The organism is Terriglobus sp. TAA 43, from assembly GCF_000800015.1.
GTDB lineage: Bacteria > Acidobacteriota > Terriglobia > Terriglobales > Acidobacteriaceae > Terriglobus.
In genome coordinates, this window is sequence record NZ_JUGR01000005.1 from 40,545 (window position 1) to 63,820 (window position 23,276).

16 protein-coding genes are annotated in these 23,276 nt (G+C 54.3%); 9 read left to right on the plus strand and 7 right to left on the minus strand.

The genetic code is table 11. From position 1 onward, the window contains the following. Positions 1 to 173 precede the first annotated feature (173 nt). Genes M504_RS20570 through M504_RS20580 form a run of 3 tightly spaced genes read left to right on the plus strand, consistent with a single transcriptional unit; the run spans position 174 to position 4,884 of the window. Positions 174 to 1,976 (plus strand): CRTAC1 family protein, encoded by a 1,803-nt coding sequence (locus M504_RS20570; protein WP_232296397.1) that lies wholly within the window; start codon positions 174 to 176, stop codon positions 1,974 to 1,976. Between the two features lie 17 nt (positions 1,977 to 1,993). After that, positions 1,994 to 4,336, plus strand: coding sequence for a tetratricopeptide repeat protein (locus tag M504_RS20575; RefSeq protein ID WP_084214592.1), 2,343 nt, complete (start codon positions 1,994 to 1,996; stop codon positions 4,334 to 4,336). Beyond that, a complete protein-coding gene (locus M504_RS20580) occupies positions 4,336 to 4,884 on the plus strand; it encodes a hypothetical protein (protein ID WP_047498188.1) in 549 nt (182 codons plus the stop codon). Before M504_RS20575 ends, M504_RS20580 begins: the two co-directional genes overlap by 1 nt. 30 nt (positions 4,885 to 4,914) lie before the next feature. Here M504_RS20580 and panD read toward each other — a convergent pair whose 3' ends face one another. Continuing rightward, positions 4,915 to 5,259: an aspartate 1-decarboxylase gene (panD, locus tag M504_RS20585; RefSeq protein WP_156994094.1), complete on the minus strand. Its 345-nt coding sequence runs from the start codon at positions 5,257 to 5,259 to the stop codon at positions 4,915 to 4,917. Positions 5,260 to 5,445: 186 nt separating this feature from the next. On the opposite strand from panD, the gene panB reads away from it, so the two are divergent. The 3 genes from panB to coaBC are packed head-to-tail and all read left to right on the plus strand — an operon-like array spanning position 5,446 to position 8,428. Then, on the plus strand, positions 5,446 to 6,363 hold the full coding sequence (panB, locus tag M504_RS20590; RefSeq protein ID WP_369792926.1) for a 3-methyl-2-oxobutanoate hydroxymethyltransferase: 918 nt from the start codon (positions 5,446 to 5,448) through the stop codon (positions 6,361 to 6,363). Continuing rightward, a complete protein-coding gene (gene panC, locus M504_RS20595; RefSeq protein ID WP_047498193.1) occupies positions 6,354 to 7,226 on the plus strand; it encodes a pantoate--beta-alanine ligase in 873 nt (290 codons plus the stop codon). The genes panB and panC overlap by 10 nt, the downstream gene beginning before the upstream one ends. Continuing rightward, positions 7,223 to 8,428, plus strand: a complete 1,206-nt coding sequence (gene coaBC / locus M504_RS20600; RefSeq protein WP_047498196.1) for a bifunctional phosphopantothenoylcysteine decarboxylase/phosphopantothenate--cysteine ligase CoaBC — start codon at positions 7,223 to 7,225, stop codon at positions 8,426 to 8,428. The genes panC and coaBC overlap by 4 nt, the downstream gene beginning before the upstream one ends. 25 nt (positions 8,429 to 8,453) lie before the next feature. On the opposite strand, the gene M504_RS20605 is transcribed toward coaBC, so the two are convergent. The 4 genes from M504_RS20605 to M504_RS20620 all read right to left on the minus strand — a co-directional run bounded on the left by M504_RS20605 (position 8,454) and on the right by M504_RS20620 (position 15,620). After that, a complete protein-coding gene (locus M504_RS20605) occupies positions 8,454 to 9,839 on the minus strand; it encodes an APC family permease (protein WP_047498199.1) in 1,386 nt (461 codons plus the stop codon). Between the two features lie 74 nt (positions 9,840 to 9,913). Continuing rightward, a complete protein-coding gene (gene argH / locus M504_RS20610; RefSeq protein WP_047498202.1) occupies positions 9,914 to 11,392 on the minus strand; it encodes an argininosuccinate lyase in 1,479 nt (492 codons plus the stop codon). A 79-nt stretch (positions 11,393 to 11,471) separates the two neighbouring features. Then, positions 11,472 to 14,336 carry a TonB-dependent receptor gene (locus tag M504_RS20615; RefSeq protein WP_084214593.1) on the minus strand — a complete coding sequence of 955 codons (2,865 nt, stop codon included), beginning with the start codon at positions 14,334 to 14,336 and terminating at the stop codon, positions 11,472 to 11,474. Positions 14,337 to 14,435: 99 nt separating this feature from the next. After that, a complete protein-coding gene (locus M504_RS20620) occupies positions 14,436 to 15,620 on the minus strand; it encodes an ROK family protein (protein ID WP_052201143.1) in 1,185 nt (394 codons plus the stop codon). Between the two features lie 208 nt (positions 15,621 to 15,828). Here M504_RS20620 and M504_RS20625 point away from each other — a divergent pair, with 208 nt between their 5' ends. Next, positions 15,829 to 18,702, plus strand: a complete 2,874-nt coding sequence (locus M504_RS20625) for a PIG-L family deacetylase (protein ID WP_052201144.1) — start codon at positions 15,829 to 15,831, stop codon at positions 18,700 to 18,702. Positions 18,703 to 18,749: 47 nt separating this feature from the next. Here the strand turns inward: M504_RS20625 and M504_RS20630 are convergent, their stop codons facing one another. Then, positions 18,750 to 19,583 carry a glycerophosphodiester phosphodiesterase family protein gene (locus tag M504_RS20630; RefSeq protein WP_232296398.1) on the minus strand — a complete coding sequence of 278 codons (834 nt, stop codon included), beginning with the start codon at positions 19,581 to 19,583 and terminating at the stop codon, positions 18,750 to 18,752. Between the two features lie 208 nt (positions 19,584 to 19,791). On the opposite strand from M504_RS20630, the gene M504_RS20635 reads away from it, so the two are divergent. Both M504_RS20635 and M504_RS20640 read left to right on the plus strand, forming a co-directional pair. After that, positions 19,792 to 20,982: an exo-alpha-sialidase gene (locus tag M504_RS20635; protein WP_052201145.1), complete on the plus strand. Its 1,191-nt coding sequence runs from the start codon at positions 19,792 to 19,794 to the stop codon at positions 20,980 to 20,982. 90 nt (positions 20,983 to 21,072) lie between these two features. Next, the gene (locus M504_RS20640; RefSeq protein ID WP_047498211.1) at positions 21,073 to 21,477 is read left to right on the plus strand and encodes a carboxymuconolactone decarboxylase family protein; all 405 of its coding nucleotides are present in this window, start codon (positions 21,073 to 21,075) and stop codon (positions 21,475 to 21,477) included. Between the two features lie 106 nt (positions 21,478 to 21,583). Here the strand turns inward: M504_RS20640 and M504_RS20645 are convergent, their stop codons facing one another. Beyond that, positions 21,584 to 22,897 (minus strand): TlpA disulfide reductase family protein, encoded by a 1,314-nt coding sequence (locus M504_RS20645; RefSeq protein WP_047498214.1) that lies wholly within the window; start codon positions 22,895 to 22,897, stop codon positions 21,584 to 21,586. Positions 22,898 to 23,276: the final 379 nt, after the last annotated feature.

Genomic DNA, 23,276 nt, shown 5'->3' on the forward strand with positions numbered 1-23,276 from the left:
TTCATATCGCATCCACTATAACCGGACACGTCTGAACCGATTTGCCCGTTGTGGCGCGTGTCGGGACCATGATAGGTTCTATGCTCGTCTGCACATCACTGCTGCGATTTCTGATTGCAAGCATTTTCCGGACCGGGTGTATGCCTTTGAGACTGGGCTTTTTGTGTTGTCTGATGTTGTCTTCCGTGGTGGTGGCCCGATGCCACGCGCAGGGAGGATCGTCTAGTGGACCACCCGCTGCGCCCATCTATGGCGAGGATCACAAACCCATAACGGAGAGCGGTTTCGTTAAGTCTGGGCCCGTTGTTTTTAAAGAAGATGCGGCGGCTGCGGGGCTAACGAGCTGGCACCACACGATGGGGACGCCAGAGAAATCTCTGATCCTGGAGACAACAGGTTCCGGCGTCGCGATGATCGATTATGATCGCGACGGTTGGCTGGACCTCTACTTCGTAAACGGCTCCACCTGGGACGCGGAGAAGGGGAAGGCCCGCGCACCGCATGCAGCGCTGTTTCATAACAACCACGACGGTACTTTTACGGATGTGACGGCAAAAGCTGGCGTTGCGAATGATCGCTGGGGTTTTGCTGTGGCCGTGGGCGACTACGACAACGACGGCTGGCCTGATCTTTATGTCTCGAACTACGGTAAGAACCGGCTATATCACAACAACCATGACGGCACCTTCACGGACGTGGCGGAGAAGGCGGGTGTGACACTTGGTAACTGGTCCACGGGCGCTACCTTCGGTGACTACGATGGCGATGGCCGGCTGGATCTTTTTGTGCCTGGTTATGTTCATTTCGATATGAACCATCTGCCGTTGTCGGGCTCTGCGGAGGTGGGATTTCTGAATTGCTCGTTTCGCGGAACACATACTATGTGTGGCCCGAAAGGGCTTCGCGGTGAGCCGGATCATCTGTTTCATAACAATGGTGACGGTACGTTTACCGATGTGAGTGAAAAAGCCGGAGTCGCAGACAAGAAGGGCAACTACGGCTTCAGTTCCACGTTTGTGGACATGGATGGTGATGGCAAACAGGACCTGCTTGTCACCGATGACTCGTCGCCGAACTACCTCTATCGCAACAAGGGCGATGGCACGTTTGAAGACGTCAGTCTTATCTCCGGCTTCGCGTTGAACCAGCAGGGACGCGATCAAGCCAACATGGGACTAGCGATTGGTGACTATCGCAACAACGGTTTGCTTGACCTGTACACAGGTACGTTCTCTGACGATTACAAGCCGCTGTTTCGTAATGAAGGCGATCTGAACTTCTCTGAGATCACACCGGAGATGGGACTTGCCGCACCGACCTATCCCTTCCTGACGTGGGCCACCGGGTTTATCGACTTTGATAACGATGGGTGGAAGGACATCTTCCTGGCAAATGGACACGTGTATCCGCAGGCCGATCATTCAGATTGGGGAACGTCGTTCAAACAAAGGCCGCTTCTGTTCCACAACACGAATCAGGGAACGAAGTTCATCATGATGCCGCCGGTAGTGGGGTCAGGACTCGCCGAAGTCATTCCGGGACGCGGGGCAGCGTTTGGCGATCTGTTCAATGACGGCAGGATTGACGTGGTTATTAACAACCTGGATCAGGCGCCGTCGCTGCTGCGCAATGTCGATAACAATACGAATCACTGGGTTGGGCTGCAACTTGTGGGTGCAGCGAAAACACCGAAAGATGCTACGGGAACGACGGTTTATTTGACAGCTGGAGGCTTGCGGCAGCGTGGCGATGTGCTGAGCGGTGGAAGTTACGAGTCAAACAATGATCCCCGTGTTCACTTCGGACTTGGTAGTTCGAGCAGTATCGATGGTGTCGAGATTCACTGGACTGACGGCAGCATTGAAAAACTCAAGTTGCCGACTGTCGACCGGTTCTACACCATTGAACAAGGACATGGGGTGATTGCCGGGGTGTACGATGCTCCTGCGCCAGTTCATGCCGTTCCGAAAAAGTAAGCGGAAGTACAAACACTATGGCTATGAAACGCCGTCTCCATCCGCAAACCGCAGGTCGTCTCCTTCTAGTATTCGGGATGCCCGCTCTGCTTGTGTTCGCTCTTTTGCCAGTTGGGAAAACGTTTGCGGGCCAACAGAGCGCGAAGGGAAACACCGCGACACCACCGCAGTACACCACTCCGGTCTATACTCCTGCGACGATCCCTGCTCATGCGGAACTTGATCCAGAACGTAAGAAATGGGCTGAAATGATCCGCCACAGTTATGACTTCGGTGTGATGTCGGACAACATCTCTCTGCCGGGTAATGCGCAGGTAGAAGGTGGTGACTTTATTCAGCCCGGAGCTTTTCCGACGGCGCAGTATTGCGGATATTGCCATAAGGAAGCCTTTGCGGAATGGCGTCAGTCGCTTCATTCCAACTCGTTTCGTACGCCGTTCTATCGGACGAGCGTCAACATCGTTATCAATACGAAAGGCATTCAGTTTTCGCGTCATTGCGATAGCTGCCACAACCCTATTGCGGTGCTTTCCGGTGCTCTAACGAAGAACTCGATGGTGGACCGCCGTTTCGATCAGGACGGCGTTACCTGCATGACGTGCCACTCCATCGGGAAGGTGCAATCCACGCTGGGCAATGGCGGTTATGTGATGAGTGTGCCTTCCGTCGTAACAGATGCGCAGGGAAATCGCATATCGGGGCAGGTTCCGTACAAGGACATCCTCGCGCATCCTGATCGTCATGCTGCTGCGGTGATGCGTCCACTGATGAAGCAGCCGGAGTTTTGCGCGGCATGTCACAAAGCGAACTTGCCTGATTCATTGAATGAGTACAAATGGATTCGCGCGTTCACGACGTATGACGAGTGGCAGAACTCGAAGTTCTCAGAGCAGAATCCGCTCACGTTTTATAAGGGGAATTACTTGCCTTGCCAGGGCTGCCATATGGAGCGCTTTGACGTAGCTCTTCCCGAGCCGGGAGCTAAGCATGGCAGTTTTGCATCGCATCGCTGGACTGCTGGAAACACCGCAGTGCCGACCTACTACGCCTTTGATGAACAGATCGACAAGACGCTTGCGTTTTTGAAGCGCGGCACGTTCCTCAACGTCGATCTGTTTGGTGTGAAGATCAATGGGAAGAACCTTGTCGCACCGCTAGGCGAGCAGAACTTCAGCGTGAAACCGAACGATGTTGTTGAAGCATACGTTGTTGTTCAAAACAAAAATATTGGACACTCACTTATTCCTGAAGTGCGCGATCTTTTCGAAGCATGGATGGAGTTCGAAGCGAAAGACTCTACGACAGGCAAGGTGATTTATCACAGCGGTTATCTGAAACCGGATGGATCGCTGGACGAATCGGCGCACAGCTTCACGAACCGGCCTGTGAATACTGGCGGTACTTTCGTCGACAACCATAAGGTATGGACGATTCATTCAGTCGCTTACGACAACACTGTGCAGGCCGGTCGCTCTGTCCTTGTGCGTTATGAGTTTCGCGTGCCGGCTGATGTGAAGCAGGGCGTTTCCATCACGGCGCGCGTTAACTATCGGCATCTTCGTCATAGCTATTCCGACAATATCTTTGGCAAGGTAAGCGGTTACAAAGAATTACCAGTAGTTGAAATCGCTTCTCGTACTCGCATTCTTGCCATGGGCGATAACCATGCGGAGCCTGCAATTGCAGGCGATAACCCGGCGTGGATGCGATGGAATAATCTCGGCATCGCGTTGCTGGATCAACTGCAGTATGGCGATTCGCTCAACGCCTTTCATGAAGCATTGAAGCTTCACCCGAACGATGCGGATGGCTACACCAACATGGCGCTCACAAACATTCAGTGGGAAAAGTTTCAACCAGCGCGCACTGCACTGGAGAAGGCGTTGGAACTGAGTCCCGCCAATGCGCGTGCGCTTTACTACCTTGCACTTGTGGAACGGCGTGACGGGAATACATCGCAAGAGATCGCTGACCTGAGACAGGTAGTCGCCCAGTATCCAAGGTCCATCGATGCGAGAAGAGAACTGGGCGTTTCGTACTATCAGTCCGGCGATCAGAAGTCCTCTATGGAGCAGTTCCAGGCGCTGCAAAACATCGATCCCGACGACGTAGCTGCACACTATAACTTGTCGTTGCTGTATCGTCGCAGCGGCATGAAAGACAGTGCGAAGTTGCAAGGAGCACTGTTCGCTCTCAAGAAGACTGACCCAGGAGCACCGACGTACTCGCAGGACTTTCTGAGAATGCATCCAGAGATTTCTACCGAGAGTATTCCATGGCATGTCCATTCTGGCCTGCATCACACGCATTCTGCAGACGGCAGTGCCGTGACGGAAACACCTATGGGGAGTTCACATTGATGCGTGTTTCACTCCGTTGGTTCACGCTGATGCTGTTCGTCGCGTTAATCCGTTCTTCAGGCGCGCAATCATTGTGTCCGTGGTTGAACCAGGCAACAGCCAGCGGTGCGCTGGGAGCAGACGTGGCCATGCACGTTACGTTGTTGCCTGGTTCGCCGCATTCGTCAAGATCGCCACAGACACCCTATCCGGCAAGTGATCCACGGCCAGACGGTATGTGTGAGTTCTCAACGCCTGACCAACGGTCGGCTCTGCGGATCAACGTCACGACAATGAGCAATCCAAAGAAAGACTACGCAGCCGCTATCCGATCGTCCTGCCCTGGTACGTCTCATTCGCTGACCGGAGTGGGGAATCAATCGATCGCCTGCTCGTCAGCAAGGAATGTTGGAGTCGAAGACCGAGTGGTGGCGTACGTCCGCAATCGGCTCATGCTGTTGCGATTCACTCGTCCCACGAAGGAAAGCATCCATTGGCAAGGAAGCGATGTGACCTCAGAGGCAGTCGTGCAAGCTATCGCGGAGCAGATTGCCGGCTCCATGTTTTGACGTGAGATCTTAACAGACGACGTTGATCCGTTATCTGTCCGAAATTGGCTTGTTGTCCTCATTCAAGAGAACAACAAGCGGCGCATGTGTTTTCGCGACAGTTTCTGGCATCCATGAGAATGCAGCGATGATGACGACATCGCCCACCTGTGCAAGTCTTGCCGCGGCGCCGTTCACCTGAATCTGTCCCATGCCTGCAGGTTGAGGAATGGCGTACGTTTCCCAGCGTTGGCCGGTATTTACGTTCCACACATGTACAGCTTCATTTACCAGGATGCCTGATTGATCCAGAAGATCCGTATCGATGCCAATGCTGCCTTCGTAGTGAAGATCCGACTGCGTCACCGTTGCGTGGTGCAGCTTCGACTTCATCATTTTCACACTTACTTCCATAATCCTCCGGCTTGTCGCCGCTCGTGGTGAGCGGTCGCCTGCCTCACTTCAGTGTAAGGCGTGTGCGCAAAAGACTCTACCCGGGTGCGATTTTGGCTGTCCTGGCGTGAGTGACTATACTTGTTCTACGGGCTGCATCCGCGTATGTGACGGAGTGGCACTGGAGTCATGATGAGTCAAACTGAGATCAGGGATGCTCTGCGTCCCGCGGCTGTGGCAAAGGTCACGCCGCAAACGCTGCTACAAAGCAAGCGCGCTTTCACCCCCCTTACAGCACTTACCGCTTACGATTATCCGACCGCTCGTCTGGCAGACGAAGCAGGAATCGACATGATCCTAGTGGGCGATTCCGTGGGCACGGCTGTTCTCGGATACGACAATACGCTTAGCGTAACCATGGACGACATGTTGCATCATGCGCGTGCTGCACGGCGGGGAACGCAGCGAGCCATGCTCGTTGTGGATATGCCTTACGGCAGCTATCAAGTGTCAATTGAAGACGCTGTTCGAAACGGACTGCGCTTTTTCAAAGAGAGTGGCAGCGAAGCAGTCAAGCTGGAAGGTGGGATTGCTTACGTCCCTCATGTCAAGGCATTAACGCAGTCGGAGATTCCTGTCGTCGGACATATCGGATTAACTCCGCAGTCAATCCATCGCATGGGTGGCTATCGTGTGCAAGGGCTTTCTGATGCAGCGGCGACACGTCTGCGCGATGACGCCAAAGCTCTCGAAGAAGCAGGTGCGATTGCGTTGGTGCTTGAGGGAATTCCCAGAGAACTCGCGGCTCAAATCACTGACGCTATCTCTATCCCAACGATTGGGATTGGCGCTGGTCCTGATTGTGACGGTCAAATCCTTGTATTCCATGACGTGTTCTCTCTGTCGTTCACACGGAAGCCGAAGTTCGTGCGCTCTTTTGGGGATGGACGTTCGCTGATGGAACAAGGAATCCGCGACTTTCGTGATGCTGTGGTGGCAAGAACATTTCCCGATGATCGTGAGAGCTATCACATGCCAAAGGCGGAGGCATCCCCAGAACGGTACATCGGTTCTGCGCATCAGCGGGAAGTAGCAGCATGCAAATAATTTCATCGCCATTGGAAATGCGTGCTGCCTGTAAGGCTTATCAACGCGGCAATGCGCAACAAACGATTGGCCTGGTGCCGACCATGGGAGCGTTGCACGAGGGACATCTCTCATTAGTGCGTGCTTCACGGCAGCGCTGCGATCGCACTGTTGTCAGCATCTTCGTCAATCCGCTTCAGTTTGGACCTACAGAAGATTTGGCACGCTATCCACGCACGTTTCAACAAGACTGCGCGTTGTTGGAAGAAGAAGGAGTTGATCTCCTCTTCGCACCTTCTCCCGAGGAGATGTATCCGGCAGGAACAGAAACTATTGTGGACGTCCCTGTGACGGGCGCGCGGCTGGATGGGGCATCTCGACCAGGACACTTCCGTGGCGTTGCCACGGTAGTTGCGAAGCTCTTCAACATTGTTCAGCCGGACGCTGCTTTCTTTGGAGAGAAGGATGCTGCGCAGGTTGCGGTGCTTCGTAAAATGGTTCTCGATCTGAATTTTGATTTGAGTCTGGTTGTGTGTCCAACGGTTCGCGAAGCAAGCAGGTTAGCCATGAGTTCCCGGAACCGTTACCTAAGCGAAAAGGAACGAGTCGAAGCGGATGCTCTCTCTCGCTCACTCCGCACAGTGGAGAGTCTGGTGCTGCAAGGCGAGCGTGGCACTCAGGTGCTACGTGAAGCTCTGCAAAGGGAACTCGCACATTCGGATCTATTGAAAGTCGACTATGCAGAACTCGTCGATCCACTCACGCTTGAGACGCTGGAAGCGGTTGAGTTACCTACTGAGACCCTCGTCGCAGTAGCGGCGTGGATCGGTTCAACGCGATTGATTGACAACTGCACGTTGCGAATTGATGGTGCAGGCTTATGAAGATCATTCTTGGAGTGTGCGGAGGTATTGCAGCTTACAAAGCCGCTGAACTCCTCCGCGAGTTTCAACGTCGCGGCGCGATAGTTCAAGTCGTAATGACAGCAAATGCTGAACGGTTCGTCACACCGTTAACATTTGCGGCGTTGAGCGGCTCCCAGGTGATGACGTCGCTGTGGCAGCCTGTTTCAACGGACAGTGAGCAGAGTTTTGACATCGAACACATTCAGGTGACGCAAGACGCAGACGTACTGGTTGTGGCTCCTGCTACGGCTAACATGCTCGCCAAGATGGCTCATGGATTTGCTGATGACGTCTTGTCTGCAACCGCTTTGGCCGCGACCATTCCAATTGTGGTCGCACCTGCGATGAACCTTCATATGTGGGAGCATCCGGCGACGCAGGAAAATCTGGAGATACTGCGACAGCGTGGCGTCCGGGTTGTTTCTCCCGAGAGTGGCGAACTCGCATGTGGAATGGTGGGTGCAGGGCGACTCGCCGATCCAAGTGTGATTGCAGATCACGTCTTCGCCACGGCGAAGCACGCTCAGGATCTTGTTGGCGAAACGATCCTCATCACTGCTGGAGGAACACGTGAGCCCATCGATCCTGTCCGATTCATTGGCAATCGTTCCAGCGGGAAGATGGGAGTGGCACTTGTTGAAGCCGCGTTAGAGCGTGGTGCAAAGGTGATTCTTGTCGGTGCATCGCTGGCTGTGCCAGCACCGGCGCAGTGTGAATCGATCCGTGTGACTACAGCAGGAGAGATGGAGACCGTTGTGCTCGAGCGTCTCCCTGAGGCGTCCATGGTCATCATGGCTGCTGCAGTTTCGGATTATCGATTGATGCACCCAGCGTCGGAGAAACTCAAAAAGAAAAGCTCATTGACACTGGAGTTGGAACCGACTCGGGATATTCTTCGTCAGGTCGCAGAGCAGCGGCGTGCGGGCACAATCGTCATTGGGTTTGCGGCTGAGACTGAGAATGTTTTGGAAGAGGGAAGACGCAAGCTTCGCGCAAAAGGCGTTGATCTGATTGTTGCGAACGATGTTTCTCGCGCAGGCAGTGGCTTTGAAGCTGACATGAACGAAGGCATTCTCATCTCTCACGATGAAGAACAAGTGATGCCGCGCAGTTCGAAGCGAGAGTTGGCAGATCGAATCTTAACCTGGGCTCGATCCGCTATTCGCGCTCGCGAACGCTGAATTTCAACGATCCGCGAACTGCGATTCAGATGCTCTTTTCTTTGCGTTGATGAAGAGATCGCATGGCATAGATAATGAGGCCGCTGACTAGTACGAAGAGCGCCAAACGGAACTCGCTAATAATCTTTGGGCGAGACAAAAGAATGAAAACGAATGTGCCTGTAGCAATGAGGCTGGGCAGCGGATAGAGCGGCATGCGGAATCGCCCAGCGCGTGCGCGTTCAGCCCTATGTTTTGGAAGCAGAATGGCAATGCCCTGCAGCAAAAACTGAAAGACGATGCGTAGTACCACGAGTGACGCGATCACCTCTTGCAACCGGAAGAGGCAACAGACCAGAGTGACAAGGCAGAGTACGCAAAGTGAGACTACGGGGAATCCGTGACGACGATGCAGGCGCGCGAAGATAGCAGGGAAGTTCCCGTCGCGTGCGGCTGCATACGGGATGCGTGAATAGCCTAGTAAAAGCGCATACACAGAGGCTAATGATGCAATGGCAATGAGAATGACCGCTGTAGACGCGGCTGCATGCGCCCATGCGTGCGAAGCAAACGCCGTCTGTACGAAGACGGCCATGGTGTACTGCCGTTCGCCGCTGCTGCTATGTGTGAGCGATTGCCACGGAAGAACGCCCAGCACACTAATGTTCATGAGCAAATACAACGTGCCGACGATGACGATTGCGCCGATCACCGCGCGCGGAATGGTGCGGCTTGGATCGCGGACTTCAGCTCCCAGGAAACATACGTTGTAGTAGCCCCAGTAGTCGTATGCTGCAACCAGCAGTCCAGCACCAAGGCCGCTAAAGAATGCACCGTTCAGGTGAAAGGCGTTGGGTGGGAAGCTAAATGCCAATGATGGTGAGAAGTGTGTGAAGCCGATTGCAATGACGCCAAGCAGGGTCGCGATCACCACCCCGCCCAGAATGCGCGTTACCGCGCCAATCTTTCGGATAGGTTGGAAGAGGAGCGCGGTACACGCCAGACATGCCGTAAGCGCCAGAACGGTTTGCGCGGTATGGGTAAAGCCCGGTAGAAACCACGTGGCGTATTGTGCGAAGCCAATGCAACCGGAGGCGATGGAAAGCGGGGCGGAGAAGATAAGCTGCCAGGCGTAGAGAAAGCTGAAAGCCTTGCCAAGTTTTGGCGGATAGGCGGCCTTCAGATAGGCGTATGAGCCCCCTGCTTCGGGATATGCCGTTCCGAGTTCACTCCACGTGCAGCCGTCAGCTAGTGACAGCAGCGCTCCGAGCAACCATCCCAACATGGCCTGCGGTCCCCCCATTGCCGTCACAATGAGCGGCAATGTAATGAACGGACCCACGCCGACCATATCAATGATGTTGGCAGAGAGCGCTCCCGTAAATCCGAGTTGTCGGCGAAGGTGTGACTCGGATGGATTGACTGCGTTCATCTGGCTCTCTGAGTGGAAGGATGCAGGAAATTTGGTCGAGCTGGTTTCGTTTCGATAATCCTACAGTTGCCGGTCTATGAATGGGCTTGGATAATTGACTCGCACTCGCTCTGAAGAAGCACCTTCGCCTCTCCAAGACTGGCTCGCGTCGCGGTCATCCATTGCTGATCAAGTAGTAGCTGACGAGATGCGCGATCGATCTGTGGTTGCATCGCAGAGACAGCAGGGCCGCCAGCGATGTTGCGGATCGCAACGAAATACTCCGGATCCATCGCCTGTTGCAGTAGGTCCTTCGTAATGCTGAGCCCCGATGCTTGTGTACGCGAGAAGAGATCGTCCACAAAAGCTGAGACATCATCCGAACTCGCAGACTTAACGGCGGCGGAGACGATTGTGTGGGCTGCGTGGAATGAAATCCCTGTCTGGCGCACGAGAGTGTCGGCGACCTCGGTGACGGGTAGAAAGCTGGTTCCCGCACGCACTCGCATCTGCTCTGTGTTGAAGGTCGCTTCCGAGAGTGCGCCAGCAATCAGTGTGAGCGCACGTTGTGCGTCAGAGAAGGCAAGGGCAACGAGAGGTTGCAGCGAGTCTTCTCCATCATTCATGTCGGCGAAGGGGGTGTTATGCAGTGAGCCGAGCACGGACTGCGATTCAGTAAGCGCCCGGGATGCAAGGATTCGCGTGTGTTCCAGGGGGACAGGGTTGCGCTTTTGCGGCATGATGCTGCTGATCTGCACGTACCCGTTGGATAGGCGCAGGAAGTTGAATTCAGCAGTGGACCATAGCAACATGTCCTGTGTGAATCGGCCAAGGCTAAGCATCGCAGTCGCCAGCATGCTGCACGTCTCTGCTACATAATCGACTGCTGCGATGGCTCCGTAGCTATTCACTACAAGACCGTTAAATCCAAGTAGACGCATGGTGAGATCGCGCTGGATGGGAAAGCCAGTGGTCGTGATCGCACAGGCCCCAAGAGGGCTACGATTCACCCTGGAAAAGCAGGCGATCAGACGTTCCGCATCACGTTCCAGAACCTCAACCATCGCCATCATGTAATGCCCTAGTGTTGTTGGCTGCGCCGGTTGGTTATGTGTGTAAGCCGGCATCAGCGCGTCGCGGTATTGCGTCGCAATTGCCAACAGCACTGAACGTAACGTGAGAGAGGCATCGAGGATATTGAGCAGATTGGATCTAAGAACCATGCGGTACATGGTGAGGTCGATATCGTTTCGCGAACGCGCGGTGTGGAGTCTTCCGGCATGTTCTTCACCCGCGATGTCGGCGAGCTTCTTTTCGACGAGGAAGAAGAGATCTTCCACTGAACCATCGTAGATGGAAGACCGAAGCTCTTCTATATTCAGTGCGTCAATACCCTGCAAGCATGCGGATGCCGTGTCGCGCGAGATGATGCCGCTGCGGTAAAGCATGACTGCGTGCGCGCGATCGATCTCCAATAGAGACGGCAAAAAAAGATGCTGCGCGTCGGCGAAGATGTGCGCAAGAACTTGTTCACGATAGATGTGCGCGGGGAAAGAGGACGAGACGTTCGACACGGGGTAACTCCACCGTTGCTGCTTGGATGAAAGAGGATAAAAGAGGAGCGGTGGTTGCCGCTCCTCTTCATGGTGTGAATTAGAACTGTACAGCGACACCCCATTGCACGATGCGCTGTTCCAGTACGGTGCTGCGGTTGATGGTGGGCGCTGCGCTGGTGGAGATGCCCGTCGCCGCCGCTACTGCCTGTGTGTACGAGATGTTCGTGACGTTGTTGTGATTGAAGATATTGTTCGCCTCGAGCAGGAACGAAGGGGCAATTCGTTCCCAGATCTTCGGGAAGGTACGCGTATAACGAGCGTCTACCTGATAGACAGCGGGACTACGAAGCGTGTTGCGTCCAACGAAGGCTGGTCGGGCAACAGTCTGCGAGGCATCGTTGTAGAACGTCTGGCTGGCAGCAAGAATTGTTGCCTGATCACCTGACATCAGGTTTCCGAGGACTGACAGCATGTTGTGATTGGCAAGTTCACGGCCGAATTTGTTAGTGAAGTTAAACTGCGGCTCTAGAACTCCCGTCAGATTGAATGCATTCGGGTGATTGACGTTGGAGTTTCCGCGATCGAATTTACGATTCAAGGTGTTCGTGACATTTGCGTTCTGCTCAAATGAGTTCACGTCCGGTGCATCCGAAATGGTGTGCGACCACGTGTAACTTGCGTTCAGAGACATACCGCGTATCGGAGCCATGACAAAGTTGAGGAACATGGCATTGAAGCTCGAATTTGCGCCGGAGTCCACGCGATTTACCTGGTTGTAGCGGGCGTCATAACGTGTAGAGCTATTGACCGCACTGGAGAAGGTAGGACGACCATCTGCCAACGTGCCCGTTGGAATCCCATTGATGTTATGCATCCACATCAGGTTGCGGCCATTCGACATGATGTAGCCCAGCGTGAGCGACGTCTTATTCGTGAGCTGCTGAGCGACCTGAAGGTTCGCGTTCCAGGTGTATTCGTTCTTGAAGGTTGGGCTCACGGTTGTTACGTTCTGAGTTGCAACCGTTCCTAGGCTGGATGGAATCGTCGGATAGGCCGGAGCGCCAGCGGTGGTAGGCGTGTAAGTGTACGATGACGTGCGGTTTGAACCATCAAGGTTCAACGCGTTGGCCCAAAGATCGGTCGGTGTCTGTCCGTAGAAGATGCCGGTCGAGAGCTTTACCGTCGTCGTGTTGGTTGCACGATAGCTAAGGCCGAGGCGCGGTGCAAAATTCGTGTTTGGAACGTTGAAGTTGCGCGAATCGGCATACGGCGCATTTGGGTTTGCCTTCGGAGAGGCGAAGCGGTCCCAACGCAGACCATATACCGCAGTCAAACGCGGAGATAGAGCCCAGGTGTCCTGCACATAACCACCGTAGAACAGCGAAGCATAGCCAATACCGTTCACATCGGTCTGCGACGCGAAATTGTCATAGGAGTACAGGTTCGTACCGTTCTTCGCGCTCAGATAAGCTGCAACGGAAGCGAAGGTATAGCGGTTGAAGGAAACCAGACGCTTACGATTTTGAATCTGGGCCAGCAGGAAGCCTGCCTTGAATGTATGCGACCCACGGATATAGCTGATGTTTTCAGATCCTGAGGGCTGCTTGTCGGTGTAGATATCACCCGCGTTGCTGCTGCCATTGAAAGCCGCAATGCCAGTAATCACGATGGCTGGCCCTTTCCCCGTGTTGGGCCCGGCAAAGTGAGTGTTCGTGCGGTACGGCACGGAGAAACGTAGCTCGTTCAGCAGGTGATCGCTGATGGTTGAAATCCACTGAACACCGGCCACGTGGGCGCGATCCGAATAGTCCACACCCGCGCTGGTGGCATTGATGCCGCCGACCTGAGTATTGAACGGGAAGCTGTTCTTGAAGTAGTTATAGCGAAGGAAGACGGAGTTCTTGGAATTGATGTTGTAGTCAACACGGAAGTCCATGAAAGTTCCATGGAGCAGACCCGGCGCCGTAGCCAGTTCTGATGATGGAAGACCAATCAACGCGGCGTTCGCTGGCGTAATCGTGACGACTGCTGGGCTTCCGCGAAGAACATGCTCATAGGAACCGAAGAAGAAGAGCTTGTTCTTCTTTACAGGGCCGCCAATGTTGACTGCATGGTCTTCCAGAATCAGATTTGGTTTCGTCGGGCTCGTTGTCTTGTTCTGCAACAGCGGGTATGCCGTTGCATCTACCCAGCGCTTGATGAACTCATACTTACCGTGGAACTGGTTGCTACCCGAGTTCGAGATCACGTTGTAAACGTTACCGGTGGTCCATCCATTCTCAGGTGCAGCCGGGTTCGAGATGGTCTGTACTTCCTTCACGAAGACATTGCCGATCGGGAAGAGACGCAGGCCGATACGATCCGCCTCGGTGTTCACCATGCCGTCCATTTGGTAGTTGATGCGATCCATCAAGCCGTTGGTGTTCAGAGTACGAGGAATACCAAGCTCGGGATTCGGGTGACCCGAAACGCCCGGCTGGAAGACGATGAAGTTGTATGGGTTGCGCGAAGTGAGCGGCGCGTTCTGGATTTCAGCCGTGGAGAGCGTACGCTGCACGTTCAGGTTCGTGGGATCGATTGCCACTTCGGATGCTTCCACTGTCACTGCAGTATCCGCAGAACCGACCTTAAGTTCACCGTCGATCACAGATTCGGTACCCGCGTTCAGATTGACAGAAGAAACATTCAGTGGCGAGAAACCGGAGGACGTAATGTTCACCGTGTATGCACCCAACGGCAAATTGATGAGCACGTAATAGCCATCAGATCCGGTGGTTACAGTGCGGGATACGCCAACCGCAGGATTCGTGACAGTGACGGTTGCTCCCGCGATCGCCGCGCCAGTGGGGTCAGAGACCCTGCCGCGAATGGTTCCGTTAATGGACTGCGACTGGCTCCACATAGCGGGAGCCGTCGAAAAGAGAATTGCGGATGAGACACAAATCCTAGACAGCCTGGACATAAAACTCCTCCTTGAAAGAGACAAGACAATGAACCGCGTGCTGCAACTGCAAGTAATGTGAGAAAGCGCCAATGGCTTCTGGCGAACACCGTGGAACGGTCAGAACAGCAGCTTCGTTTCCGTAGCAGCAAGGGATTGCGCGATGGCCCCGAACAACTGAGCTTTTGTGCCCAGAGACGAAGAACGCAACCTTGGCAAAGCGAAATCATTTTCGCGTAAACATCGATCTGTGGCGCTACAGAGCGCCGGGTGTGCTCCCACGCCTCCTCCCAGAACAATCAGCTCTGGGTTGAACAGGAGCGAGATGCTGCTGAGAGCGTCTGCCAATACACGTGACGTATTCTCAAGAACCTGTTCGGCAGTGGGGTCGCCTTCAAGAGCCAGGTCGAAGATCTGGGTTGCGCGCATCTGCGTGCGTGCCCGATCGCTTACGCCAGCCTGCCGCAGCAGCTTCTTCCACTGCAGTTCAACGCCTTCGCCACCGATGACACGTTCGAGTTGCCCTGTATCGCGCATACGAACGCGTTGGCGATCCATGCCTACGACCGGTAGATAACCGATTTCTCCCGCAGACCAGTTCGCGCCACGGTGGAGTGAGCCTCGCAAAAAGATGCCAGCGCCAACTCCCGTTCCGATTGCAATGAAGATGAAGTCTTCAACGCCGCGCGCCACGCCTTCTGCAAATTCGCCTACGGAAGCAAGGTTCACATCGTTATCAACACCGGCGGGAATGTCTAAATCGCGTTCCAGCAAAGTCTTAAAGGGAACGTCATTCCAACCCGAAAGGTTTGGAGCGGCTAACACAACGCCGCGATCAATATCTGTCATACCGGGTGCGCCGGCTGTGATGTGGAGAATTCTACGCTTTTCCGGAAGCCCAGCCATCATGGCATCAAGGCCCTGACGAATGTGGGCAATGACACCGCGTGGCGTTTTCCCTTTTTCATTAAGCTTTTCTTCCCATTCGGCAACGGGATTGCCGTTCAGATCAGCAAGCATCATCCGGACGTACGTCCCGCCGATGTCTGCTGCAGCGACATAACCATGCGATGCATTGAAGCGGAGCATGGCCGGTGGACGACCGCCGGAAGATACGCCTTCTCCTCCGTCCTCTACAACTCCGCGCTCAATCAGGTCGGACACCACCAGTGTGACTGTCGGGACGGCCAACCCGGAGATACGCGCTAGTTCAGCGCGAGAGCAGGGCGAATGCTTACGAATCAGTTGAAGCAGCAACCGCTGATTTGTCTTGCGCAATTGCGCCGGACGCGCGGGCTCGGCCATTACCTCTGTCTTCGAACGCAGAGAGGCTGTGGTGCGAGTCGAAGAGCGACGACGAGTTGGGACCAGACGGCGTTTCACGGATTGAGAAGGATTATAAGGAATATTTAAAAAGTTGGTGAAAACTTTTTAATTGTCATTTAGAAAGGTTGTCAACGAAGTGATTCCGTCCCGGTGGGGCGTGGGATAGATCTGGGGGCAAGCGCGTTCGATGAAGCGATTGGTGAGCAGTGAGAGCTGGAAGAGGTCCGTACAGATGTTCGTCTATTGTGTACCGCTATCCGTCGTAGCGGTACAGGCGGCCGCGCAAACACCTGTGCCTGAGCCGATGAAGATTGCTGTGGACGCGTCCTACGCTCAGACGTTGCCGATTGAACGAGGTGCACCGGGACTCGCGGAGTCGCTGCGCGAGTTGCACACCCGAGCAAGCCTTATCCAGATCAACGCGCATCCGGACGATGAGGACGGAGGCATGTTGGCGTACGAGAGCCGCGGCGTAGGTGCGGACGTATCATTGCTTGCCCTGAATCGCGGTGAAGGCGGTCAGAACGTGATGACCGGTGACTTCTGGGACCAGCTCGGCATTCTGCGCACCATGGAGCATCAGGCGGCAAACCGCTACTACGGTTCGCACTTGTTCTATACGCGTGTTGCGGACTTTGGCTTCTCAAAGACGCTTGAGGAGGCCTTGAAGCAGTGGAACCACGATCGCGTTCTGGAAGATGTGGTTCGCGTCGTTAGAACGGTTCGTCCAATGGTGGTGACCAGCGTCTTTGCGGGATACGTCTCTGACGGACACGGGCATCATCAAACAGCCGGCGTGATGGCACAGGAAGTGTTCAATGCAGCTGCAGATCCGAAGATGTTTCCTGATCAGATCAAAGAAGGCCTACTGCCATGGAAGCCTTTGAAGGTCTATGCGCGTGTGCCATTTGCGCAGGTGACTCCAAAGGGCATCTTCGACTATGCAACCAACAAGTGGGAACCTGTTGCGTTTAAGAACTATGTGACCGGAGAACCGATTCAGGGTGTTCCGTCAGTAACGCTGACTGTCCCAGAGAGCGAATACAACGCGTTGTATGGCCGGAACTATCTGCAGGTGGCGCGAGAGGGCCTGAACGAGCAGAAGTCGCAAACGGGCGGTGTGGCTATTCCAGCGCCGGGGAAATTTGACAGCCCGTATCATCTTTACGCATCGCGTGTGACATCAACGCTGCCCACGCATGAAGAGTCTTTCTTCGATGGCATCGATACATCGCTGGCGGGAATTGCTGGATATCTCCCGACGCAGGCGCAGGCTGAAGTTCGCGCTAAGCTAGAGGCGATTACCGCCACCGTTGATGAGGCAACACAGAAGTACAACGCGAATGATCCGTCGGTAAGTGCGCCGGCGTTGGCAAAAGGCCTCTCTTTGACGCGAGGTCTTATTGCTGAGTTGAAGGCCTCAAAGCTTCCAGATGAAGCTCGTTACAACGCATTGCATGAGCTGCAGGTGAAGGAAGGGCAGTTCAACTTTGCCTTGGGGCAGGCGCTTGGCGCGTCATTGCTGGCGAGTGTGCAGACATCACTTCCAGGTCAGGGCCAGGGGCGGTCTGGCCCCATGGGTGGAGGAGATAACGTCTTCTCTACAGCGTCCGGTAGCCCGACGGCAATTCCAGGACAGTCTGTACTTGTGGGTGTACATGTTGCAGCACAGGGGACACAGTCGTTGCAGGTTGACTCCGTAGCGTTGTCACCAAATACCGGCGGCGACTGGAAATTAACAGAGCAAAAGGGGATCGCTGCCTCAGTGGCAGCAGGAACTGCGCAGGATGCTTATATCGCCGCAACAGTACCGGCGGCTGCTCCAAACACAGCGCCGTACTTTGAGCGGCCGAATCTTGAGCAGAGCTACTACAACCTGACATCGCCGCAGTACGTCACGTTGCCCGTGATGTCTTATCCGCTGACGGCGGTTGCTACCTATACGTACAACGGCGTGAAGGGCGAGCTTCGCAGCGTGGTGCAGACGGCGCATCGTTACAACGGCCTGGGTGTGGTGATGGAACCTCTGCTGGTGGCTCCTGCCATCAGCGTACGGGTTACCCCGCCTGCAGGTGTTATGCCTTTGAAGGCTGGCAGCGTATCGCTGGACGTGACGGTACATTCCGATGTGAAGGGGCCTGCGCAGGGTACGTTGGAGTTGAAACTGCCAAGCGGATGGACAGCATCCCCTGCGACGCAAACCTTTGCGACGAAGCGTGATGGAGAAGATACCAATCTCCACTTTGTGATCACGCCGAAGAATGTGGAAGCGAAGACGTACGAGATCTCCGCGGTGGCGAAGTATGCCGGTAAGGAGTATGCAAGCGGATTCCAAACCATCGGCTACCCCGGTATCACGCCCTATCCGCAGTATCGAGATGCGAAGTTTCGCACGACAGGTGTCGATGTGACAGTGGCTCCGAACCTGAAGGTGGCGTACATCATGGGAACGGGTGAGGAGGTTCCGCAGTCGCTGAAGGATATCGGCATTAACGTGACGCAGCTTTCCAGCGACGACATCGCCAAGGCTGATCTCAGTGGATACGACTGTATCATCCTGGGCATTCGCACATACGCTGCGCGTCCTGAGCTTCGGACTTACAACCAGCGCCTGCTTGATTACGCGAAGAATGGCGGCGTGGTTGTAAGTGAGTATCAGTCGCCGGAGTACGAGCGAGACTTTGCTCCCTATGTGATTCCGGTGACACGTGAGGCAGAGAAGGTTGTGGAAGAAGATGCAAAGGTAAGCATTCTGAAACCGAATGATCCTTTGTTTACATGGCCGAACCACATCGTTCCTGCTGACTTCGACAACTGGGTAGAGGAACGTGGCCACGGTTTCCCCGGAGCGTTTGATCCGAAGTACGTCGCGTTGACTGAAGTGCATGATCAAGGGCAGGACCCGCAACAAGGCGGCCTGATCTATGCTCAGTATGGCAAAGGCTACTATGTGTATCTTGCTTATGCGTTCTTCCGTCAGATGCCGGAAGGCGTTCCAGGAAGCTTCCGCATCATGGCCAACCTGATCAGTGCAAAGAAGAATCCCAACTTATCGCACTGAGCAGATCGATCCACGAGTCTTAGAGAACTCCCTGTAGCTCGGAAGCGCTAGTGCGTTGCTAGACCGTGTAGGCGAAGGTAGGCGGCCAGTGCTTCCGGGCGATTTGTTTGGATACCATTGGCTCCATCGTCGATTGCTTTCTGCCAGGACTCGGGTGTGTCGGCTTCGTCTAAGCGATCCACGAATATCTGCGCGCGTGCTTCTTTTGCGACTTGAATCGTCAATTTATTGAAGTCGGACGCATCGAATGCGAAGACGGGAATAGGCATAGAGCGCAGAAGGAAACGGCTGACATCGGGATTTTGCGACTCGGGCATCAGGCGCAACGCGGGCATAATTTTATGCACCTCGTACAACAGGAATGGGTTACCGTAGACAACAACGTGATCCTGCATATCGTGCCGGACGATCGTGTCTACAAGCTGTTGCGGATCGGCGTCTTTCGTGTCGACGTAGACATTGATTCTATTGCGAGCAACATCGAGGGCCTCATCGAACGTGGGCACTCTCGTACCAGAAAATGCAGGCGAAAACTTGGCGCCTGCATCCAGTGACCGAATTTCGTCAAAGGTGTGATTCTTTACTTCACCTGTGCCGTTCGTTGTTCTGTCGATCGTCCTGTCGTGCATGAGTATCAGCTTGCCGTCGGAGGTGGTACGTACATCCAGTTCAAAGTAGTCTGCACCGGCATCAGCAGCGGCACGAAATGCAGCAAGTGTGTTTTCGGGGTGGTGAAGATGTTCTCCACGATGAGAGATGATCACGACCTTGCCGGGAACTGTGGCCAACGCAGGCGCTGGCCGGTATGCAGTCTGAAGCGATTGCGAAAAGAGACTGCCGGCGGTGAGGGCTACGAGACAAACGACACTTGCTTTCAACACGAAAAGATCCCTCAGAAATTTGATCGAATGTGCCCAATGACAACGCAAAGGACGCAGCACATCGATGCTTTCATGCTGTAGGCGATCCCATCTACTATTCCATTCTCAAGAGCGGAGATTACAGGTTAATGAGCCATGCTATTCCGCCTGCGAGATCGGATGGATACGATGTTTCGGTCTGAAGAATGATGAATCGGGGAGTAGGGAAATGTGGATGCATCGGATTGCTACGGGCATGTTGTTGGCTTCGTTGAGTGTGGCAGGAACCAGCCAGACGACCGCAACACCTGCGGCGGTGATTGAATCCCCTGATGGTCTTTCGGCTAAGCTGTCCTCTGATGCAAATCTCTCGGGCGCCCAATCGGCTTTCCTTCCGGAACTTTTTCCCTCGTCGCACGCTTCGAACTTGCTGCAACTGAAGAATGGCGACCTTCTTTGTGTATGGTTTTCTGGCACCGCCGAAGGGCAATCGGATGTAGCCATTGTTGCCTCGATTTTGCCGAAGGGGTCGATGACCTGGGGCAAGCCTGTTCGCGTGGATCACGATCCGGCCAAGTCCTATCAGAATCCTGTTGCCTATCAGACTTCGAGCGGAGAGATCTGGATTCTGCACACAGCCCAGACTGCGGGCAAAGGGCAGGCGGACGCGCAGGTGCTGAAATCCATTTCTAAAGATGGTGGAAAGACCTGGAGCACACCGACTGTACTTTTTGCAGAGGCTGGTGCCTTCACGCGTCAACCGTTTGTTCATGGTGAGCACAACGAACTTCTGCTTCCTATCTATTACTCAACAAGCGCCGGTATTACGAAGGGCGCGGAGACGAACTATCCCGTCGTGAAATTGAGTGCGGATGGGGGACAGACATGGAAGGAGTGCAGCGTTCCCAAAGCTGAGGGCATGGTGCAGATGAGTATTGTGAAGCGTGCGCCGGGGCGTTATGTGGCGTTCTATCGCAGTCGTTTTGCGGACTTTATTCACCGTTCGACATCCACTGATGGCTGCAACTGGACTGCTCCTGAACCGACGCCGCTACCTAATAACAATGCTTCCATCCAGGCTGCGGGACTTCGTGATGGGAACATCGTTATGGTGTTCAACAACACCTCTGGACATAAACCCGGGCACGTCACCCAGTCTGGTGAACGCGTTCCAGTGTCGATTGCACTCTCCAGTGATGGTGGCGTTACGTGGAAATATGTCCGCGACATGGAGACGCGGGATTACCACGCTCCGCTACCCAAGGGACAAAGGATGGAGTATAGCTACCCCGCAGTGTTGCAGCTTGCGAACGGAAAGATCATGGCCAGCTATACCTATCGGCGTCTCGGGATAAAAACCGTCTTGATGGATGAGAACTGGATCAAGCAGGGCACAACAACGGGAGAGTTCAAGCCGTAAGCTCTGCTCGAGGCTTTGCGTAGCTAAGATCAATCGCAAGAAGTGATGAAGACGTGGCATTCTGCATAAGCGGCATGGAGGCGGCGGAAGATGGCTACGGTAAGACTATGGACAGACGATGATGTGTCAGCGGATGCGAGATGCAAAGTTGTATTCGACGACATTCGCGCAACGCGTAAGTCAGATTTTGTGAATAACTTTTGGCGCGCGCTGGCCAACCAGCCTGACCTCTTGGAACAGACATGGGCGCGTGTGAAGAAGGTGATGATCGAGCCCGGGGCGCTTGATCCGCTTACAAAGGAACTGATCTATATCGCAGTCTCCACGATGAATAGTTGCACATACTGCACGCATTCACATACGGCCGCGGCGCGTGCTAAGGGGCTTACTGAGGAACAGTACGCGGAGTTCCTTGGAGTGGTGAGCATGGCAGCTCATACCAATTCGCTTGCGAATGCACTTCAGATCCCCGTGGATACTGAGTTTCTTGCGTAAGAATTCAATGCTTGGTATTACGGCAACTAAACGTCTGTGGATCTTGTGCACATAGTAAGACGGCGATCAGGACACCTGACCGCCGTCTTTTGCGTTTTGTTTCGTCTTAGTTCAGCTGTGCGCTTTGGCTGGGCGCAGGTTGTGCAAGGAGCTTCTCGACCAGTGTTGTGACTTCGTGTTCCAACGCGATGTGACCAGCGGTATTACCGGGGCCTGCGAAGCCTGCATGTGTTTCCTTTACCAGCCCATCGCGGCCAACAAAGAACGAAGTGGGCCAGCAGTTGAGATTGACACCCTGCGGGATCTTTTCATTGAGCTGATCCGTTGTACCAGCAAGCAGCACAGGATAAGTGATGCCGTAGTGTTGGATGAACGCCTTCAGGCGAGACGTATCAGTCTCCGGATCGCCCTGCTCAAAGTCGAGGTTCACGATCTCAAGACCCTTGGAGTGAAAGCGCTTGTAGAGACTCACGAGCAGACCTGCTTCATCGTGGCAGTTAGGGCACCATGAACCACCAATTGCTACGATGACAACTTTGCCGCGAAACTGCGAATCCGTGTTGGAAAGCACCTTGCCGTTCATATCAGGGAAGCTGAAAGCTAGAGGAGCGTTGGGATCTTTAATCGATGTCTGTTGTGTCGTGTCGGTAGGAGAAGGCAAGTTCAGCTTTCGTGCTTCATCAGGTCGATGGGCGACGAATTCTGGCGATGAACCATGCACGCCACCAAGAAGACTTTTCACCACGAGTGTTCCATCCCCCTGAGGCGTTACGGAATAAGCCGCGCCGCCTGCTGCGGTGAAATGTCCCAAGGTATAGCTAGTTCCATTCCATGTGCCCCACAGGCCGCCGGTGTCGCCGTCAATGCGCTGAATCGCCGCCTTAATCACTGGCGATTTGCTAGTTGTCGGATCAACACGCAATTCCCATGCGCCTTCGCCCTTATTGCTCTTCGTGGCAATCTCCCATGAACCGGAGATGTTGGGAGCATTGGGAGATGAGATGGGATCAGACAGCTTTCCGACACGCTTTGCAATAAATGTCGAAGGAGGCGCAGGACGCTTACCCGGATGGGTTGCACCGTAGGTTCCTGTCAACGAGTCACCGTCGATAGTGGCGTCCAGCGTGCGCGCAAAGTAATCAAACGACGCCACGAGATGCTTGCCATCGAGTGTGACAGAACTTGCCGGAGATACATCCGGGCTTGCAGCAGGGCCATTAAGAAAAGCCGCTTCCAGCTTGGACCCATTGCGCGAAATGCGTATGGTGATGGGAATTTCGGTGTCGCGTACTTTTGCCACACCCTGCCATACGCCTGTTGTCAGTTTTGCGGATGAGGTTTGTGCAAGTAGCGCAGGCGCGAACTGCAGAAGAGACACAGCAGCCAAAGAGGATGCGAGTACGCGTCCAGAAAGCTTCATGACGAAGGCTCCGTATTAAATCGGTTTGTAGGTATGGATCAGAGAGTTTGGTCGTGAGACGCGCCCGTTCTGTTCGGGCTGCACAGACGACTGTGTGGTGCCTGCGTTAGCGGCAACAACAACACAGTCTGGAAGCAATGTGCATAAGGAAAAAATAACTACCTGCTCGCTGTGAGTCAAGCAGGTGTTTATTGAAAGAAGTTTTGGTTCTTACATCATCGTTTCGTTGAGCTCGTCTTTTCTTTCAGTTACGATCCGAATCGAAACCTGAATAATGGCCAAGCTTGCCTCTCCAATGCTCTTGCGGCAAATTGTGGGCTTGACATCAGATGTGCATGTGTTAGTTTGACTCACATGCGTACTCTCTCGCAGCTTTGTT

Excerpts from the sequence above, each read along its gene's own strand:
- M504_RS20570 (WP_232296397.1), top strand. The coding sequence starts at position 174 with ATGTTGTCTTCCGTGGTGGTGGCCCGATGCCACGCGCAGGGAGGATCG.
- M504_RS20575 (WP_084214592.1), top strand. The coding sequence starts at position 1,994 with ATGGCTATGAAACGCCGTCTCCATCCGCAAACCGCAGGTCGTCTCCTT.
- M504_RS20580 (WP_047498188.1), top strand. The coding sequence starts at position 4,336 with ATGCGTGTTTCACTCCGTTGGTTCACGCTGATGCTGTTCGTCGCGTTA.
- panD (WP_156994094.1), bottom strand. The coding sequence starts at position 5,259 with ATGATGAAGTCGAAGCTGCACCACGCAACGGTGACGCAGTCGGATCTT.
- panB (WP_369792926.1), top strand. The coding sequence starts at position 5,446 with ATGATGAGTCAAACTGAGATCAGGGATGCTCTGCGTCCCGCGGCTGTG.
- panC (WP_047498193.1), top strand. The coding sequence starts at position 6,354 with ATGCAAATAATTTCATCGCCATTGGAAATGCGTGCTGCCTGTAAGGCT.
- coaBC (WP_047498196.1), top strand. The coding sequence starts at position 7,223 with ATGAAGATCATTCTTGGAGTGTGCGGAGGTATTGCAGCTTACAAAGCC.
- M504_RS20605 (WP_047498199.1), bottom strand. The coding sequence starts at position 9,839 with ATGAACGCAGTCAATCCATCCGAGTCACACCTTCGCCGACAACTCGGA.
- M504_RS20615 (WP_084214593.1), bottom strand. The coding sequence starts at position 14,336 with ATGTCCAGGCTGTCTAGGATTTGTGTCTCATCCGCAATTCTCTTTTCG.
- M504_RS20620 (WP_052201143.1), bottom strand. The coding sequence starts at position 15,620 with ATGGCCGAGCCCGCGCGTCCGGCGCAATTGCGCAAGACAAATCAGCGG.
- M504_RS20625 (WP_052201144.1), top strand. The coding sequence starts at position 15,829 with ATGAAGCGATTGGTGAGCAGTGAGAGCTGGAAGAGGTCCGTACAGATG.
- M504_RS20635 (WP_052201145.1), top strand. The coding sequence starts at position 19,792 with ATGTGGATGCATCGGATTGCTACGGGCATGTTGTTGGCTTCGTTGAGT.
- M504_RS20640 (WP_047498211.1), top strand. The coding sequence starts at position 21,073 with ATGGCTACGGTAAGACTATGGACAGACGATGATGTGTCAGCGGATGCG.
- M504_RS20645 (WP_047498214.1), bottom strand. The coding sequence starts at position 22,897 with ATGAAGCTTTCTGGACGCGTACTCGCATCCTCTTTGGCTGCTGTGTCT.